The sequence below is a fragment of the Pseudothauera lacus genome, assembly GCF_003034845.1.
GTDB lineage: Bacteria > Pseudomonadota > Gammaproteobacteria > Burkholderiales > Rhodocyclaceae > Pseudothauera > Pseudothauera lacus.
This window is the reverse complement of the sequence record NZ_PZKC01000001.1, coordinates 329,365-344,116: the sequence shown is the minus strand read 5'-3', so window position 1 is coordinate 344,116 and position 14,752 is coordinate 329,365. Positions and strand designations below refer to the sequence as shown.

Genomic DNA, 14,752 nt, shown 5'->3' with positions numbered 1-14,752 from the left:
CCAGTGTGCCGGGCTTTTCATATTGCAGGAACGGATGATCGATGCAGCGTCTTTTATCACTGAATAGTTACCACTACCGGCGCGGCGGTTCCGACGTGGTGTACATGGAGCACGACGCCATGTTCCGTGGTCTGGGCTGGGATACGGCACAGATGTCGATGCACCACCCCAGGAACGTTGCGTCGCCGTGGAGCGATTACTTTGTCGACGAGATCGAGTTCGGCAACCAGTACGGCCTGCTCGAGAAAGTCGGTATGGCCGGCAAGGTGATCTACTCGCTGGAAGCGCAGCGCAAGTTGCGTGCATTGCTGGAGCGCTTTCCGGCCGACGTTGCGCACGTGCACTGCATCTATCACCACCTCTCGCCGTCGGTGTTGCCGGTGCTGCGCAAGCGCGGCATTCCCGTGGTGCTGACCGCTCACGATCTGAAGATTGCCTGCCCGGCGTACAAGATGCTCAACGCCGGTGGGATCTGCGAGCAGTGCAAGGGTGGCAGGGTCTGGAACGTGGTGCGCAACCGCTGCTTGCGCGGTGGCCTGGCGACCAGCGCGCTGGTGGGCGTGGAATCGGCGGTTCACAAGGTGTTGGGCGTGTACCGCAACAACCTCGCACGGGTGGTCGCCCCAAGCCGCTTCTACATGGACAAGCTGATGGAGTGGGGATGGCCGCGGGAGATGCTGAGCTACATCCCCAACTACGTGGATGCGCAGGTGCATCGGGCGGCTTTTGATGCCGGGGACTACTTCCTCTACTTTGGCCGGCTGGCGGTGGAGAAGGGTGTGCGCACACTAATCCGTGCGGCGGTGAAGGCGGGCGCGAGTGTGAAGGTCGTGGGTACCGGACCGCTGGAGGCGGAACTGCAGGCCGAGGCAGCTGGCACCCGCGTCGAGTTCATGGGTTTTCGCAGTGGCGACGAGTTGTGGGAACTGGTGCGCGGGGCGCGGGCGGTGGTGCTGCCTTCGGAGTGGTACGAGAACGCGCCGATGAGCGTGCTGGAGGCCTATGCCTGTGGTAAGCCGGTGATCGGTGCGCGCATTGGCGGCATCCCGGAGATGATCGTCGCGGACGAGACTGGCTGGCTTTTCGAAAGTGGCGATGTGGAGGGGCTGGCCGCAGAGCTGGAGGAGGTCGGGCGGGCACCCGGCGGACGCCTGGCAGAAATGGGGCGTGCGGCCAGGGAACTGGTTGAGCGCGATTTCACGCGTGATCGTTACCGGGATGAAATGCTTGCGCTGTATGGCAGTCTGGTAGGTGCGGCGCGTTGATGTGAATTGTCTGTAGCTAATTTCGATGCGACTACTTGCGCAGCAGGGTAGTAGATGTCTTGCGCATGTTTTTGGAATGTTCTTGATGAAGACGGCACGCTGGAGTGGGCGAATTGAGGGATAAGGTCGTTTCGATTCTGGGGATCCGGGGAGTTCCGGCTGCGCACGGCGGCTTCGAGACCTTCGCCGAACATCTCGCGCTTTACCTGCGGGGGCGGGGCTGGCAGGTTACGGTGTATTGCCAGGAGGAGGGCGAGGGTGCCGTTCATGAGGATGCCTGGGAGGGCATTCGCAGGGTGCACGTGCCGGTGCGCGGTGACGGCCCGGCCAGCACGGTGGTGTTCGACTGGAAGGCCACTGCGCTGGCGGCGCGCGAACGCAGGGGCACCATCCTGACTCTGGGCTACAACACCGCGGTGTTCTGCGCCCGCCTGCGCCTTGCCGGCCTGCACAACGTCATCAATATGGATGGCATCGAGTGGAAGCGGGCCAAGTGGGGGCCGGTGGCCAAGACCTGGTTCTGGCTCAACGACTGGGCGGGGTGCTGGCTCGGCAACCACCTTGTCGCGGATCATCCGCAGATCAAGGTGCATCTTTCGAGCCGGGTGCGGGAAGGCAAGATCACCGTGATTCCGTATGGCGCCGATGCAGTGGAGTCAGCAGATGAGGCGCCCGTGCGCGCACTGGGCCTGGAGCCAGGCCGTTTCGTGACGGTGATTGCGCGTGCCGAACCGGAGAATTCACTGCTGGAGATCGTAGACGGATTCTCGCGGCGGGCGCGTGGCATGCGTTTGGTAGTGCTCGGCAAGTATGACCCTGCGCATGCCTATCAGAGCCGGGTGCTGGCCGCCGCAGGTGAGGAGGTGAGCTTCGTCGGGGCGATCTACGACAAGCGTGTGGTGGCAGCACTGCGCTTTCATTCGGCGCTGTATGTGCACGGGCATCAGGTGGGAGGGACGAACCCGTCTCTTGTCGAGGCGTTGGGTGCGGGCAATGCGGTGCTTGCGCATGAAAACCGCTTCAACCGCTGGGTGGCGGGGGAGCAGGCAGCCTACTTTGATGGCGCCGACGGTGCCGCCGCCGCGTTCGACGTATTGCTGAACGATGAGGCCCGTCTTCAAGAAATGCGGCAGTTCAGTCGGAGGCGCCACGCCGATAACTTTACCTGGGAGAAGATCCTCGGAGCGTATGAGGATCTGCTGCTGAGATAAGGCGGATTCTGGATTGTTGAGGGCATCCGGAAGGCGAAGCCGTCAACGGAACACATGACCTGCCGGGTGCTGGCGGCGCCCGGCAGGTTGGCAGCCGTTTCAGGCGATTACGCCCCTTTCCCGCAATGCGTCAATCACCACCTCCGCAGCGCCTTCGAGCGTGAGCCGTGTGGTGTCGAGCCGTACTTCGGGGGCTTCGGGGGCTTCGTAGGGCGAGTCGATGCCGGTGAAGTTCTTCAGTTCGCCCTTGCGCGCTTTCTTGTAGAGCCCCTTGGGGTCGCGTTCTTCGGCAATTTCGAGCGGGGTGTCGACGAAGATTTCGAGGAATTCGCCTTCGGCGACCAGTCCGCGGGCCATGCGGCGTTCGGAGCGGAAGGGGGAGATGAAGGCGGTGATGACGATGAGGCCGGCGTCGGTCATCAGGCGGGCAACTTCGGCAACGCGGCGGATGTTTTCGACGCGGTCGGCATCGGTGAAGCCGAGATCCTTGTTGAGGCCGTGACGGACGTTGTCGCCGTCGAGCAGGTAGGTGTGGCGGCCGGCGGCGTGCAGCTTCTTCTCCACCAGGTTGGCAATGGTCGATTTGCCCGCGCCGGAGAGGCCGGTGAACCACAGTACGCAGGCTTTCTGGCCTTTCATGGCGCTGCGCGCGGCTTTATCCACATCCACATGCTGCATGTGGATGTTGTGGGCGCGGCGCAGGGCGAAGTGCAGCAGGCCGGCGCCAACGGTGTTGTTGCTGAGGCGGTCGATGAGGATGTAGCCGCCGGTGTCCTTGTTGTCAGCGTAGGGGTCGAAGGCGATCTGGCGGTCGAGCGAGATGTTGCACACGCCGATGGCGTTGAGCTCCAGTTTCTTCGCGGCGATGTGTTCCAGAGTGTTGACGTTGACCTGGTACTTGATGTCGGTGACGGTGGCGGTGACCGTCTTGGTGCCGATCTTGAGCAGATAGGGGCGGCCGGGGAGCAGCGGTTCCTCGTGCATCCACACTACGGTGGTTTCGAACTGGTCGGCGGAGCCGGCCGGGGCTGCGGCGGTGGAGATGACGTCGCCGCGCGAGATGTCGATTTCGTCACTGAGGGCGAGGGTGACCGACTGGCCGGCAACGGCGCGCGGGAGGTCGCCGTCGTAGGTGACGATGCGGGCGACGGTGCTTTCCTTGCCCGAGGGTTGCACGCGGATGCGGTCGCCGGGCTGGACGATGCCGCTGGCAATGGTGCCGGCGAAGCCGCGGAAGTCGAGGTTGGGGCGGTTGACCCACTGCACGGGCATGCGGAAGGGCAGTTGCTGCTGGCGGGTTTCGTCCACTTCGACGGTTTCGAGGTAGCCCATCAGGGTGGTGCCGTGGTACCAGGGCATGTTGTCGCTGGGGGCGGTGATGTTGTCGCCCTTGAACGCCGACATGGGGATGAAGGTGATGTCGGTGATGCCGATGCGCGCGGCGAATTCGCGGTAGTCCTCGACAATGCGGCGGAAGGTCTTCTCGGCGTAATCGACGAGATCCATCTTGTTGATGGCAACGACGATGTGGCGGATGCCGATCAGCGAGACGAGGTAGCTGTGACGGCGGGTCTGGGTGAGGATGCCCTTGCGCGCGTCGACCATGAGCACGGCGACGTCGGCAGTGGAGGCGCCGGTGACCATGTTGCGGGTGTATTGCTCGTGCCCGGGCGTGTCGGCAACGATGAACTTGCGCTTGTCGGTGGAGAAGAAGCGGTAGGCGACGTCGATGGTGATGCCTTGCTCGCGTTCGGCGGCGAGTCCGTCTACGAGCAGGGCGAAGTCGATGTTGTCGCCCTGGGTGCCGTATTTCTTCGAATCCGCCTCGACGGCGGCGAGCTGGTCTTCGAAGAGCATCTTGGATTCGTAGAGCAGGCGGCCGATGAGCGTGCTCTTGCCGTCATCGACGCTGCCGCAGGTGATGAAGCGCAGCAGGCTCTTGTGTTCGTGCTGGCGCAGGTACTGTTCGATGTCGGTGGCGATCAGGTCGGAGGTGTGCATTTTCTCTGGCTCGAAACTGGAGGTGGGAGGGGTGGGGGTATGGGTTCCTGCCGAGTTGCCTGGGGCACCTCAGAAGTACCCCTCCTGCTTTTTCTTTTCCATCGATGCGGCGGAATCGTGGTCGATGACGCGGCCCTGGCGTTCGGAGGTGCGGGTCAGCAGCATCTCCTGGATGATGGCCGGCAGGGTGTCGGCCGTGGATTCGATGGCGCCGGTGAGGGGGTAGCAGCCAAGGGTGCGGAAGCGCACTTTCTTCATCATCGGCACTTCACCGGGCTTCAGCGGCATGCGTTCGTCGTCGACCATGATCAGCGTGCCGTCGCGCTCGACCACCGGGCGCACCGCGGAGAGGTAGAGCGGCACGATGGGGATGTTCTCCAGGTAGATGTATTGCCAGATGTCCAGCTCTGTCCAGTTGGACAGCGGGAACACGCGGATCGACTCGCCCTTGTGCTTGCGGGCGTTGTAGAGCTTCCACAACTCCGGGCGCTGGTTCTTCGGGTCCCAGCGGTGCTGCGCGGAGCGGAAGGAGAAGACGCGTTCCTTGGCGCGGGATTTTTCCTCGTCGCGGCGTGCGCCTCCGAAGGCGGCATCGAAGCCGTACTGGTCGAGTGCCTGCTTGAGCCCTTCGGTCTTCATGATGTCGGTGTGGATGGCCGAGCCGTGGGTGAAGGGGTTGATGTTCTTCTCGATGCCCTCGGGGTTGATGTGCACCAGCAGATCCATGCCGGTTTCCTGCGCCATGCGGTCGCGGAAGGCGTACATGTCACGGAATTTCCAGCGCGTATCGACATGTAGCAGGGGGAAGGGCGGTACCGCGGGGTGAAAGGCCTTGCGTGCGAGATGGAGCATCACCGCGCTGTCCTTGCCGATGGAGTACAGCATGACGGGGTTGTCGGCTTCGGCGACGACCTCGCGCATGATGTGGATGCTCTCTGCCTCGAGGCGCTGCAGGTGGGTGAGGGTTTGCGCTGATTTCATGAGGGCTTGCCTTGCAATGCTCGTGGATGACGTGGGTTTGGTGACGGCCGCGGCCTTGTGCATGCCATCGGCGTCGGGCGCCCCGGGGCGCCCTTGCGGGGCCTGCGTGTGCGAGGAGGGTTGGTCGGCAGGGGCGGCGGCGGGCAGGGGGGGCAGCAGCGTGCGCGTTGATGGCAGCGGTGTGCTGTGCAGTGTGACGCCGGCCGGGAGGGCTGCAGGAGCGATGCGGGTGAGGTCGAAGCCGCTGAGGTGAATGTCGGCGGGGCGCTCGCCGGCCTGGGTGCGGTAGTGATCGGTCAGTCTGGCGAGGGCGTGCAGGGGTTGCTGCAGGTCGAGCGCGGTGAACGTCAGGCGGTTGCGACTGTCGCGCATGATCAGGAAACGCAGGGTTTCGCCGCCTGCTGCGTGTGGCGGGCCGCCTTGCCAGACGATTTCGTGTGCGCGGGCATGCAGCCGCAGGGTGGCGGGCGCGCTGACGCTCTCTTCGGGGCGCGCCGCGCTGCTCTTGATGCCCCAGCGGGTGAGCAGACGGCTGACGGTGCGTGCCGCGGCCTCAATGCCAAAGTGCGTGCGGATCAGCTCGCCGGTGCTGCTCTCCGTCCAGACTCCGGCGCTTTTCGCCAGGCTTTGCAGCAACTGGTGTTCGCGCTGCGGGCTGAGCAGCTTGCCGCTGCCTTCGTCACGCCCGCGTTGACGAACGGCGATGGCATCCCAGCCGCCGTTCTCGAAGGCACGCATGGCGGCGAGGACGGTGGGTACGCTTAGATCGGCAAGGCGTGCAACCTCGGCCAGGGTCTGTCCACTGAGACGCAAGCGCACTGCGAGCTTGCGGCGCTCGTTGAGGGCTTCAGGGCTGAGATGGCGGGCTCCGTGCGCCATTTTGACTAATCCATATCGGCTGATAAAGGTAAAACATATCGAGTCCTGGATTCAGGACTAAAACGTGCGAGTACAATACCACATCATTTTTTGCGATGTGTGTTCTGGAGAGACTGGATATGACGACGACGGGCTTCGATGACGCTTTGCTGGCGTCGTGCATGGCGGTTGCGCGGGATGCGGGTGCGGTGATCATGCAGGTGTATGCCACCGACTTTGCGGTGCGCGGAAAGGACGATGCGTCGCCGGTTACCGAGGCCGACGAGAAGGCTGAGGCGGTGATCCTTGCCGGCTTGCGGGGGCTCGCGGTACAGGCGCCGGTGGTCGCCGAGGAAGAGGTGGCAGCCGGGCGGGTGCCGGTTGTGGGCGATCGTTTCTGGCTGGTTGATCCGTTGGACGGTACCAAGGAGTTCATCGGCCGCAATGGCGAGTTCACCGTCAACATTGCGTTGATCGAGCGTGGCGAGCCGGTATTGGGGGTGGTGTATGCGCCGGCGCTGGGCCGTCTGTTTGCCGGTGTGGCGGGGCGTGGCGCCTTTGTCGAGGATGCCGATGGCCGGCGTCCGATCGGTTGCCGCGCGGTACCGGCGGCGGGGCTGTCGGTGGTGGCCAGTCGCTCTCATGGCGACGCGGCGGCGCTGGAGGCCTTTCTGGCCGGACGCCGGGTGGCGGAACTGAAGAGCGCGGGGTCTTCCCTGAAGCTGTGCCTGGTGGCCGCTGGCGAGGCCGATGTGTATCCGCGCCTGGGGCGCACCATGGAGTGGGATATCGCTGCCGGCCACGCTGTGCTGAGTGCTGCGGGTGGCCGGGTGGTGCGCGTCGACGACGGCAGCCCGCTGCGCTATGGCAAGCCTGGCTTCGACAATCCGCACTTTGCCGCCTGGGGGCTGGGCGAGTGAGTGGGCAACATCCCCCCGCGCTTGGGGTCTTGCGCAGTGCTCCGGCATGTGGACGGTGCCTGCGATGGGGCGTCGCGAGGCTTGCGGGCGGTGTTCTTGTGCTCTTTGCTGACGGGAAGCCGTAAATGACTGCGACGCTTGTGCTGTTGTCCATTGGTGTGCTGCTGGTGCTGCTCATCAGCGGCCGGGTTGCACCTGCACCGCTGTTTGTGAGCTGGGCGGTCGGCTTCCATCTGCTCGGGTTGGTCGATCAGCGTGCCTTGCTCGGCAGCTATACGAACTCTGCGCTGGCAACGCTGGTGCTGTTGCTGCTGGTGTCGCTGGCCTTGGAGCGCTCTCCCTTGCTGGACCGCCTGTCCGCCACCTTGCTGAAGGGGCGCCCGGGCTTTGCCGTGCTGAGGCTCTCGGGCCTTACGGCGATGCTGTCGGCCTTCCTCAACAACACGGCGGTGGTTGGGGCCTTGCTGGGGGTGGTTGCACGACAGAAGTTCATTTCTCCGTCACGCCTGCTGATTCCGCTGTCGTACGCTTCGGTGCTGGGCGGGGTGACGACGCTGGTCGGTACGTCGACCAATCTGGTGGTCAATTCCTTTGTGGTCGAGGCGGGTCTGCCGCCGATCCAGATGTTCGATCTGGCCTGGGCGGGCGTGCCGATTGCGCTGGGCTGCATCGTCGTGCTGGCACTGTCGAGCCGCTTGTTGCCTGCCCACGACGTCGATGTGCGGGAGGCGATCCAGCGCTACGTCCTGGAGGCGCGGGTCATGGAGGGGTCGCCGCTGGCCGGGAAGACCATCGAGGAGAACCGCATGCGGGGGCTGGAGGGCTTGTTCCTGCTGCAGATAGAGCGCCAGGGACATCTGATCTCTCCGGTCGGGCCGGATGAAATGCTGGAGGAGGGCGATCTGCTGATCTTCACCGGCGAGGTGGACAAGGTGTCGTCCTTGCGCCAGTTTGCCGGTCTGCAGTTCTTCGGCAATGGCGCGGAAAGCCTGTTGCGCTCCAACCTCGTCGAAGTGGTGGTGGTCGGTGAATCCGAGCTGATCAACAAGACCCTGCGGCAGGTCGACTTCCGCACCATGTTCGACGCCGGGGTGGTGGGCATCCGCCGTGGCGAGCAGCAGATTGGCGGGCAACTGGGGCGGGTGCAGATTCGTGCCGGAGACTGCCTGCTGCTGGCAGTGGGCAACGATTTTGCCCAGCATCGCAACCTTGACCGCAACTTCGTGCTGGTGAGCGGCGCGCCGATCCGCCCGCGGCTGACTGCTTTGCAGAGCAGGGTGACACTGTCGGGTTTTGCCGCCGTGGTGCTGTTTGCGACGCTGGGGTGGCTGCCGTTGTTCTCGGGTCTGTTGCTGTTTGCCGGCGGGCTCCTGCTCTCCGGCGTGCTGACGTTTGGTGAGGTCAGGCGGCGTTTTCCGTTCGAGCTGGTGCTGATCATCGGTTCGGCGCTTACCGTGGCGCGGGTGCTGGAGTCCTCCGGGGCGGCGCAGCTGGTGGCCGATGCGATCCAGTTCGTGTTTTCCGGCTACGGTGTCTGGGGGGCTTTCGTCGGCGTCTATCTGCTCACCTTGCTGCTGAGCGAAATCGTCACCAACAATGCGGCTGCCGCGTTGGCCTTTCCCATTGGGCTGGCCGCCGCGCGCGCATTCGGGGTAGATCCGACGCCCTTCATCCTCATCGTCTGCTACGGTGCCAGCGCGTGCTTCATGATTCCCTTCGGCTATCAGACGCATCTGATGGTCTTTTCGCCCGGGCGCTACAAGGTGCTGGACTTCGTCAGGGTGGGGGCGCCGGTCAGTCTCACCTATTCCCTTATTGCCCTTGTCACAGTGCCGTTCTTCTTTCCGTTCAATTAGCGAGAAGGATGTTGGTGCGTTGCAATAAAAAACTGCTCTTACTCGTTTAGAATGCGCCTCTTCACGCTTTGAGCATAAGGAGCTGGCTTTGGCAAAAGGAATGATCCTCGCCGCGGGGCAGGGCACGCGGGTGCGCCCGTTGACCAAGAACCTGCCCAAACCCATGGTGCCCATCCTCAACAAGCCAGTGATGGAGTACCTGATCGAGCATCTGGCGCGTTACGGGGTGCGCGAGATCATGGTCAATGTGGCGTTCAACCACTACAAGATCGAGAACTACTTTGGCGACGGGCATCGCTGGGGGGTGGAGATCGGGTATTCCTACGAGGGGCGCCGTGACTACGGCGAGATCGTGCCGAAGGCGCTGGGTTCGGCCGGCGGGATGCGCAAGATCCAGGATTTCGGTGGTTTCTTCGACGACACCACGCTGGTGATGTGTGGCGACGCCATCGTCGACCTGGACATCCGCGCGGCGCTCGATGAACACCGCCACAAGGGTGCGCTGGCCAGCGTGGTGACGCTGGACGTGCCGCGCGAGCAGGTCGGCAACTATGGCGTGGTGGTCGCCGACGAGGACGGGCGGGTGCGTGCCTTCCAGGAGAAGCCGGCGCCCGAGGCGGCGCTGTCCACGCTGGCGAGCACGGGCATCTACATTTTCGAGCCGGAGGTGATTGAGCTGATTCCTCCGGGGCGCGAGTTTGACATCGGCAGCGAGCTGTTCCCGATGCTGGTGGAGAAGGATCTGCCCTTCTATGCGCAGTCGCGCTTCTTCAACTGGATCGACATCGGCCGCCTTACCGACTACTGGGAAGTGCTGCAGCGTGTGCTGCGCGGCGAGGTGGCGCAGATGGAGATGCCCGGACGGGAGATCCGCCCGGGGGTGTGGGTGGGGCTCAACACCTCGATCGCCTGGGACAGCGTGCAGATCGTCGGGCCGTGCTACATCGGCTCGAACGTGCGCATCGACCCCGGGGTGTCGGTGATCGGGCCGACCTGGATTGGCCGTGGTTGCCACCTGCGCGCGGCCTCGCGCATCGAGCGCAGCGTGCTGTTCGACTACACGCGGGTGGGCGAGGGGCAGACGGTGTCGGAGAAGATCCTGTCCTTCAACTATTGTGTCGATCGCAGCGGTCAGGCGGTGTATGTGGGTGATGACACGACCAGTCTGCGCTGGGGGGATGCGCGCGGTTGAACACCCGCAGGGCTGGCGGCAGGCCATACAAAGGCCTGACAATGGCGGCCTGGGGGAAGCACTGATCAAATCCGTTCGGGCTGAGCCCTTGGGCTGCGCTCAGGGCAGGCAGTCGAAGGGCGTTTTTCGGCAGTGCCTCCGAATGGGCTTCGACCGGCTCAGCCCGGACGGTGCGGCAGGCTCAGCCCGGACGGTGGTGAGTTAAGCAGTGTTTCTCCAAGTCATCTTTAACGGTTCATGATTCGGAACAGGCATCAATGAGCAATCGCAAGGGCATCATCCTCGCCGGGGGGTCCGGCACCCGGCTGCATCCGGCAACGCTGGCGGTTTCCAAGCAGCTCCTGCCGGTGTACGACAAGCCGATGATCTATTACCCGCTGTGTACGCTGATGCTGGCCGGTATCCGCGACATCCTGATCATCTCCACGCCGCAGGATACGCCGCGTTTCCAGCAGTTGCTGGGCGACGGCGCGCAGTGGGGCGTGCGCCTGGAGTATGCCGTGCAGCCCAGCCCCGACGGGCTGGCGCAGGCCTTCCTGATCGGCGAGCGTTTCATCGACGGGGGGGCAAGTGCGTTGGTGCTGGGTGACAACCTCTTCTACGGCCACGACTTTGCCCGCGATCTGCGTACCGCCGGGGCGCGTGCGGAAGGGGCGACGGTGTTCGCCTATCCGGTGCATGATCCCGAGCGCTATGGCGTGGTGGAGTTCGACGAAGGCGGGCGGGCGGTGAGTCTGGAAGAGAAGCCGGCGCAGCCGAAGAGCCGCTACGCGGTGACCGGCCTGTACTTCTACGACCAGCGGGTGGTGGAGGTGGCGCGCGCGCTCAAACCGAGCCCGCGTGGCGAACTGGAGATCACCGACGTCAACCGGCAGTACCTTGAATGGGGTGCGCTGGATGTGCAGGTGATGGGGCGCGGTCATGCCTGGCTGGATACCGGCACTCACGAGAGCCTGCTGGAGGCGGGTCTGTTCATCCAGACCATCGAGAAGCGCCAGGGCCTGAAGATCGCCTGCCCGGAGGAGATCGCCTGGCGCAGTGGCTGGATCGATGCTGCAGCGCTGCGGGCGCTGGCGGCGCCGCTGGCGAAGAACGGTTACGGGCAGTACCTGCTGCGCGTACTTGAGGAACGGGTGTTCTGATGCAGGTGATTGCGACCGATATCGCCGAAGTGCTGATCCTCGAGCCGAAGGTGTTCGGCGACAGCCGCGGCTTCTTCATGGAAAGCTTCAATGCCCGCGGTTTCGCCGAGCTCAGCGGCGCCGACGTGGCTTTCGTGCAGGACAATCATTCACGCTCGGCGCGCGGCGTGCTGCGCGGCCTGCACTACCAGATCCGCCAGCCGCAGGGCAAGCTGGTGCGGGTGGTGCGCGGCAGGGTGTTCGATGTGGCTGTGGACATCCGCCGCAGCTCGCCCACCTTCGGGCGTTGGGTAGGCGCCGAACTGTCGGAAGAGAACAACCGTCAGATGTGGGTGCCGGCCGGCTTTGCACACGGTTTCGTGGTGCTCAGCGAGAGCGCTGATTTCCTCTACAAGACCACTGACTACTACGCACCCGAGCACGAGCGCGCAATTGCCTGGAACGATCCGCAGATCGGCATCCGCTGGCCTTTCGAGGGTGAGCCGCTGCTCTCGGCCAAGGACCGTCAGGCCAACTCGCTGGCTGCCGCCGAACTGTTCGACTGAGCGCGTCCCGTCGCCTGCGGCGGAGCGCGGGCTTGTATCCCGAAGTATCGCTGGTGCACACGGAAACAGTGGGAAGCAAGAAGCCCTCTGGCTGACAAACTGCCCATACATGCGCTTGCTTCAATGGCGACACACCCGCTTGGCGGGTTCGCCAGAGGAGCAGGATGATGCAGAACGTGAGCAAGGTGTTGATCGGCGCCGCAGTGATTGCGGCGCACATGCTGGGCATTGCTGCGCTGGTGCGCGCGGTGGACGGCCCGCTGGTCGCCGAGGGGGTCGTTGCCGAGTGGACGGGGGCGGACTGGCAGTTGCCCGAGGTAGTGGTCGTGGCGCATGCAGCAAAGCGGGGTGGCTTCCCGCGCTGAAGCGGGAACGATATCAGCAGTGCAGCAGGCCCCTGACCCTGCTGCAGGCCAACCCGTTTCACCCCTCGCTACGCCTGCATGCCCTTTGCGGCAAGCTGCACGGCGTACATTCGGTGTCCATCAATCTGTCGTACCGGATCACGCTGGAGCTGCTGATCGAGGAACAGCGGATCATCCCCATCAACGTCGGCGATCACGACAGCGTGTATTGAGCTTCGGTGGCCGTGCCCGAGGTCCGGCAGGGGCGCCTGCCTTGCTTGGTGGGTGCCCCGCAGACGCATGCATCGCCTCAGCGGCGTGCTTTCGGCGGCCTCGCAAGGGCAGCCCGCGCGGCCACTCTGGTCTGCTTGCGGTTACGTTTGCGCGCGGCTTCGTGGGCGTCCAGGACGAGTCTGTTCATCTCCAGGGCGATGCTGTCGCCGTCGGGGCCCATGTTGGCGAGCTTGATGCCGCTGCCGTTGTTCATCCGCACGAGGTGGTAGTAATAGCTCGGGGTGTACTGGGTTCCGGCACGGCGGACCAGTTCGATGCCGCTGACCTCTTCCATCTGCAAGGTCCTGCGTTCGCGGCGGCCCAGGCGTGGGTCCTCAAGGGTCAGCGTGCCATGTGCGGGACTGAAACTGGCGACATGGCCGACGAAGCGCAGGGCGTCGGTGGTGACAATGCGGACCATCGAGGCAAATGGCAGCATCAGCAGCGAGAGCATGAACATCAGCATGCCTTCGTTGATGTCGATGTCCCCCGGCACGAAGCAGAACAGCGCCATTCCGCTGACGTAGATGATCTTGAGAATGTTGCGCCCACGCTTTGCGCGCAGTACCTGCTCGTCGGAGAGGTAGTGAAAGCGCCAGGTGACGTCGCCGTGAGGCGTGCGGGTGACTTCGGGGGGATTGGGCAGACCTGTTGTCATCTCTCATTAGCCGGCCGTGGAGCGGCCGGGTGGATGGTGTTGGCAAGGGGCTCGAACCTGCACGGGGCTTACGTCGAGGGATTGTAAGCCAAATGTCATTGCCTGGCGCCGCGACATGTGACAAGGCAAGGCCACGCGCATCATGATCTTGCGTTGTTCCTGGTTGTTTCATGTTGCGTGGGTAGGCGCTGGCATGTGGTCGAATGTTACGCACGATCTACGCATGCAGTGGAGGGAACGGTACAATCGCCCCCGCTGCCCGGGTGATGAAATTGGTAACCATAGTGGACTTAAAATCCACCGCCGACAGGCTTACGGGTTCGAGTCCCGTCCCGGGCACCAGCGACGCGAGGCGCTACCTCTGTCTGCTGCAAGCATCATCTTTGATCGTGCGGCTGTCGATCTGTCACAGCCTTAAGCATGCAGGCCTTTGCCGGGATTTGCGTCGATCGCACACTTCGCGCCTGTCCGGTTCGGCGCCTTGCCGATCGTTTGAGCCTGGATCAAAAAGGCGCCGCGCGTCATGCGCGGCCTTGACTGGTGTAATCGAACGACTACAATCTCAGTCATGTACACGATTCGACAACTCCCAGAGTTCGTCGCCTGGTTGTCTGGCCTCAAGGACGGGATGACTCGGTTGCGCTTGGCGCGGCGGCTCGAGAAGGTTCAGCGGGGCAATCTGGGGGACGTGAAGCAGATTGGCGAGGGGGTGGGAGATGCGTGAGTTTTTCGGGCCAGGCTGGCGCATGTACTACGTGCAGCGCGGCGAGGTGTTGATCGTGATGCTCGGCGGCGGGGACAAGTCCACACAGGCCACCGATATCGCCAAGGCCATCAAATTGGCCACGAAGCTGGAGGCTTGAGTCATGAGCAAGAAAGTCAAGATGTCCGAACTGCCTGAATTCGATATGGCCGAGCATCTGGCGGATGAACGGGCCATTGCGGATTACCTGACCATCGTGCTCGAAGAGAACGATCCGGCGGCACTTGCGGATGCGCTGGGTACGGTTGCGCGCGCCCGTGGCATGACCGAGATCGCCAAGACTTCGGGAATTACGCGCGAAGCGTTGTACAAGGCACTGCGCCCCACCAGCCAGCCGCGTTTCGAGACTGTCAGCCGGGTGTGTGCGGCGCTGGGTGTGAAGCTGATCGCCGTGCCCGTGCATGGCGAAAGTGCGCATGCATAGTTCCACGGCGGGCGCTGACTCCTGCAGCGGCGCCCATGCCCCGGCAGAGGCCCGTGGTCAGCGGTTGCTTTCGGGCAGGACGATGTTGACTTCCAGAACCTCGTAGTTGTCCTGCTTCTCCAGTTGCACCTTGATGTCGTCGGGGTTGACGGCGACGTACTTGGAGATCACCTGGATGAGTTCCTGCTGGAGTGCGGGGAGGAAGTCGGGGCCGGCGGCAGCGCCGCTGCGCTCGTGGGCGATGAGCAGCGAGAGGCGGTTCTTGGCGATCTCCGCAGTCTTCTTCTTTTCGCCGAAGAGGCGGGCGAGAAGGGACATC

General features: G+C 63.8%; 14 protein-coding genes and 1 tRNA gene. 11 read left to right on the top strand and 4 right to left on the bottom strand.

The window, feature by feature from the left end; genetic code table 11:
• Positions 1-41 precede the first annotated feature (41 nt).
• Both C8261_RS01505 and C8261_RS01500 read left to right on the top strand, forming a co-directional pair.
• Positions 42-1,265: a glycosyltransferase gene (locus C8261_RS01505; RefSeq protein ID WP_107491879.1), complete on the top strand. Its 1,224-nt coding sequence runs from the start codon at positions 42-44 to the stop codon at positions 1,263-1,265.
• A gap of 104 nt (positions 1,266-1,369) precedes the next feature.
• Positions 1,370-2,476 (top strand): DUF1972 domain-containing protein, encoded by a 1,107-nt coding sequence (locus C8261_RS01500; RefSeq protein ID WP_408003203.1) that lies wholly within the window; start codon positions 1,370-1,372, stop codon positions 2,474-2,476.
• 99 nt (positions 2,477-2,575) lie between these two features.
• Here the strand turns inward: C8261_RS01500 and cysN are convergent, their stop codons facing one another.
• Both cysN and cysD read right to left on the bottom strand, forming a co-directional pair.
• Entirely contained in the window at positions 2,576-4,477 is a 1,902-nt protein-coding gene (gene cysN / locus C8261_RS01495) for a sulfate adenylyltransferase subunit CysN (RefSeq protein WP_107491877.1), read from the bottom strand.
• Between the two features lie 69 nt (positions 4,478-4,546).
• Positions 4,547-5,521, bottom strand: a complete 975-nt coding sequence (cysD, locus tag C8261_RS17430) for a sulfate adenylyltransferase subunit CysD (RefSeq protein ID WP_268987166.1) — start codon at positions 5,519-5,521, stop codon at positions 4,547-4,549.
• Positions 5,522-6,456: 935 nt separating this feature from the next.
• On the opposite strand from cysD, the gene cysQ reads away from it, so the two are divergent.
• From cysQ to C8261_RS17260, 6 genes are all read left to right on the top strand, one after another.
• Complete coding sequence (cysQ, locus tag C8261_RS01485; RefSeq protein ID WP_107491875.1) at positions 6,457-7,236, top strand: 3'(2'),5'-bisphosphate nucleotidase CysQ; 780 nt, start codon at positions 6,457-6,459, stop codon at positions 7,234-7,236.
• A gap of 158 nt (positions 7,237-7,394) precedes the next feature.
• Positions 7,395-9,092: an SLC13 family permease gene (locus C8261_RS01480; protein WP_235864795.1), complete on the top strand. Its 1,698-nt coding sequence runs from the start codon at positions 7,395-7,397 to the stop codon at positions 9,090-9,092.
• 88 nt (positions 9,093-9,180) lie between these two features.
• Complete coding sequence (locus C8261_RS01475) at positions 9,181-10,284, top strand: sugar phosphate nucleotidyltransferase (RefSeq protein WP_219905104.1); 1,104 nt, start codon at positions 9,181-9,183, stop codon at positions 10,282-10,284.
• 257 nt (positions 10,285-10,541) lie between these two features.
• Positions 10,542-11,426 carry a glucose-1-phosphate thymidylyltransferase RfbA gene (gene rfbA, locus C8261_RS01470; protein WP_107491872.1) on the top strand — a complete coding sequence of 295 codons (885 nt, stop codon included), beginning with the start codon at positions 10,542-10,544 and terminating at the stop codon, positions 11,424-11,426.
• Positions 11,426-11,971 (top strand): dTDP-4-dehydrorhamnose 3,5-epimerase, encoded by a 546-nt coding sequence (rfbC, locus tag C8261_RS01465; RefSeq protein WP_107491871.1) that lies wholly within the window; start codon positions 11,426-11,428, stop codon positions 11,969-11,971. The genes rfbA and rfbC overlap by 1 nt, the downstream gene beginning before the upstream one ends.
• A 164-nt stretch (positions 11,972-12,135) precedes the next feature.
• Positions 12,136-12,336: a hypothetical protein gene (locus tag C8261_RS17260; RefSeq protein ID WP_181358797.1), complete on the top strand. Its 201-nt coding sequence runs from the start codon at positions 12,136-12,138 to the stop codon at positions 12,334-12,336.
• A gap of 289 nt (positions 12,337-12,625) precedes the next feature.
• Here C8261_RS17260 and C8261_RS01455 read toward each other — a convergent pair whose 3' ends face one another.
• The gene (locus tag C8261_RS01455) at positions 12,626-13,246 is read right to left on the bottom strand and encodes a hypothetical protein (RefSeq protein WP_107491870.1); all 621 of its coding nucleotides are present in this window, start codon (positions 13,244-13,246) and stop codon (positions 12,626-12,628) included.
• Positions 13,247-13,503: 257 nt separating this feature from the next.
• Between C8261_RS01455 and C8261_RS01450 the strand changes: the two genes are divergently transcribed.
• The 3 genes from C8261_RS01450 (at position 13,504) to C8261_RS01440 (ending at position 14,433) form a co-directional block, all read left to right on the top strand.
• A tRNA-Leu gene (locus tag C8261_RS01450) sits at positions 13,504-13,588 on the top strand.
• Positions 13,589-13,962: 374 nt separating this feature from the next.
• Positions 13,963-14,109 (top strand): type II toxin-antitoxin system RelE/ParE family toxin, encoded by a 147-nt coding sequence (locus C8261_RS17540; RefSeq protein ID WP_235864794.1) that lies wholly within the window; start codon positions 13,963-13,965, stop codon positions 14,107-14,109.
• Positions 14,110-14,112: 3 nt separating this feature from the next.
• On the top strand, positions 14,113-14,433 hold the full coding sequence (locus C8261_RS01440) for an addiction module antidote protein (protein WP_107491869.1): 321 nt from the start codon (positions 14,113-14,115) through the stop codon (positions 14,431-14,433).
• A 57-nt stretch (positions 14,434-14,490) separates the two neighbouring features.
• Here the strand turns inward: C8261_RS01440 and minE are convergent, their stop codons facing one another.
• Complete coding sequence (minE, locus tag C8261_RS01435; protein WP_107491868.1) at positions 14,491-14,751, bottom strand: cell division topological specificity factor MinE; 261 nt, start codon at positions 14,749-14,751, stop codon at positions 14,491-14,493.
• Between the last annotated feature and the right edge of the window lies 1 nt (position 14,752).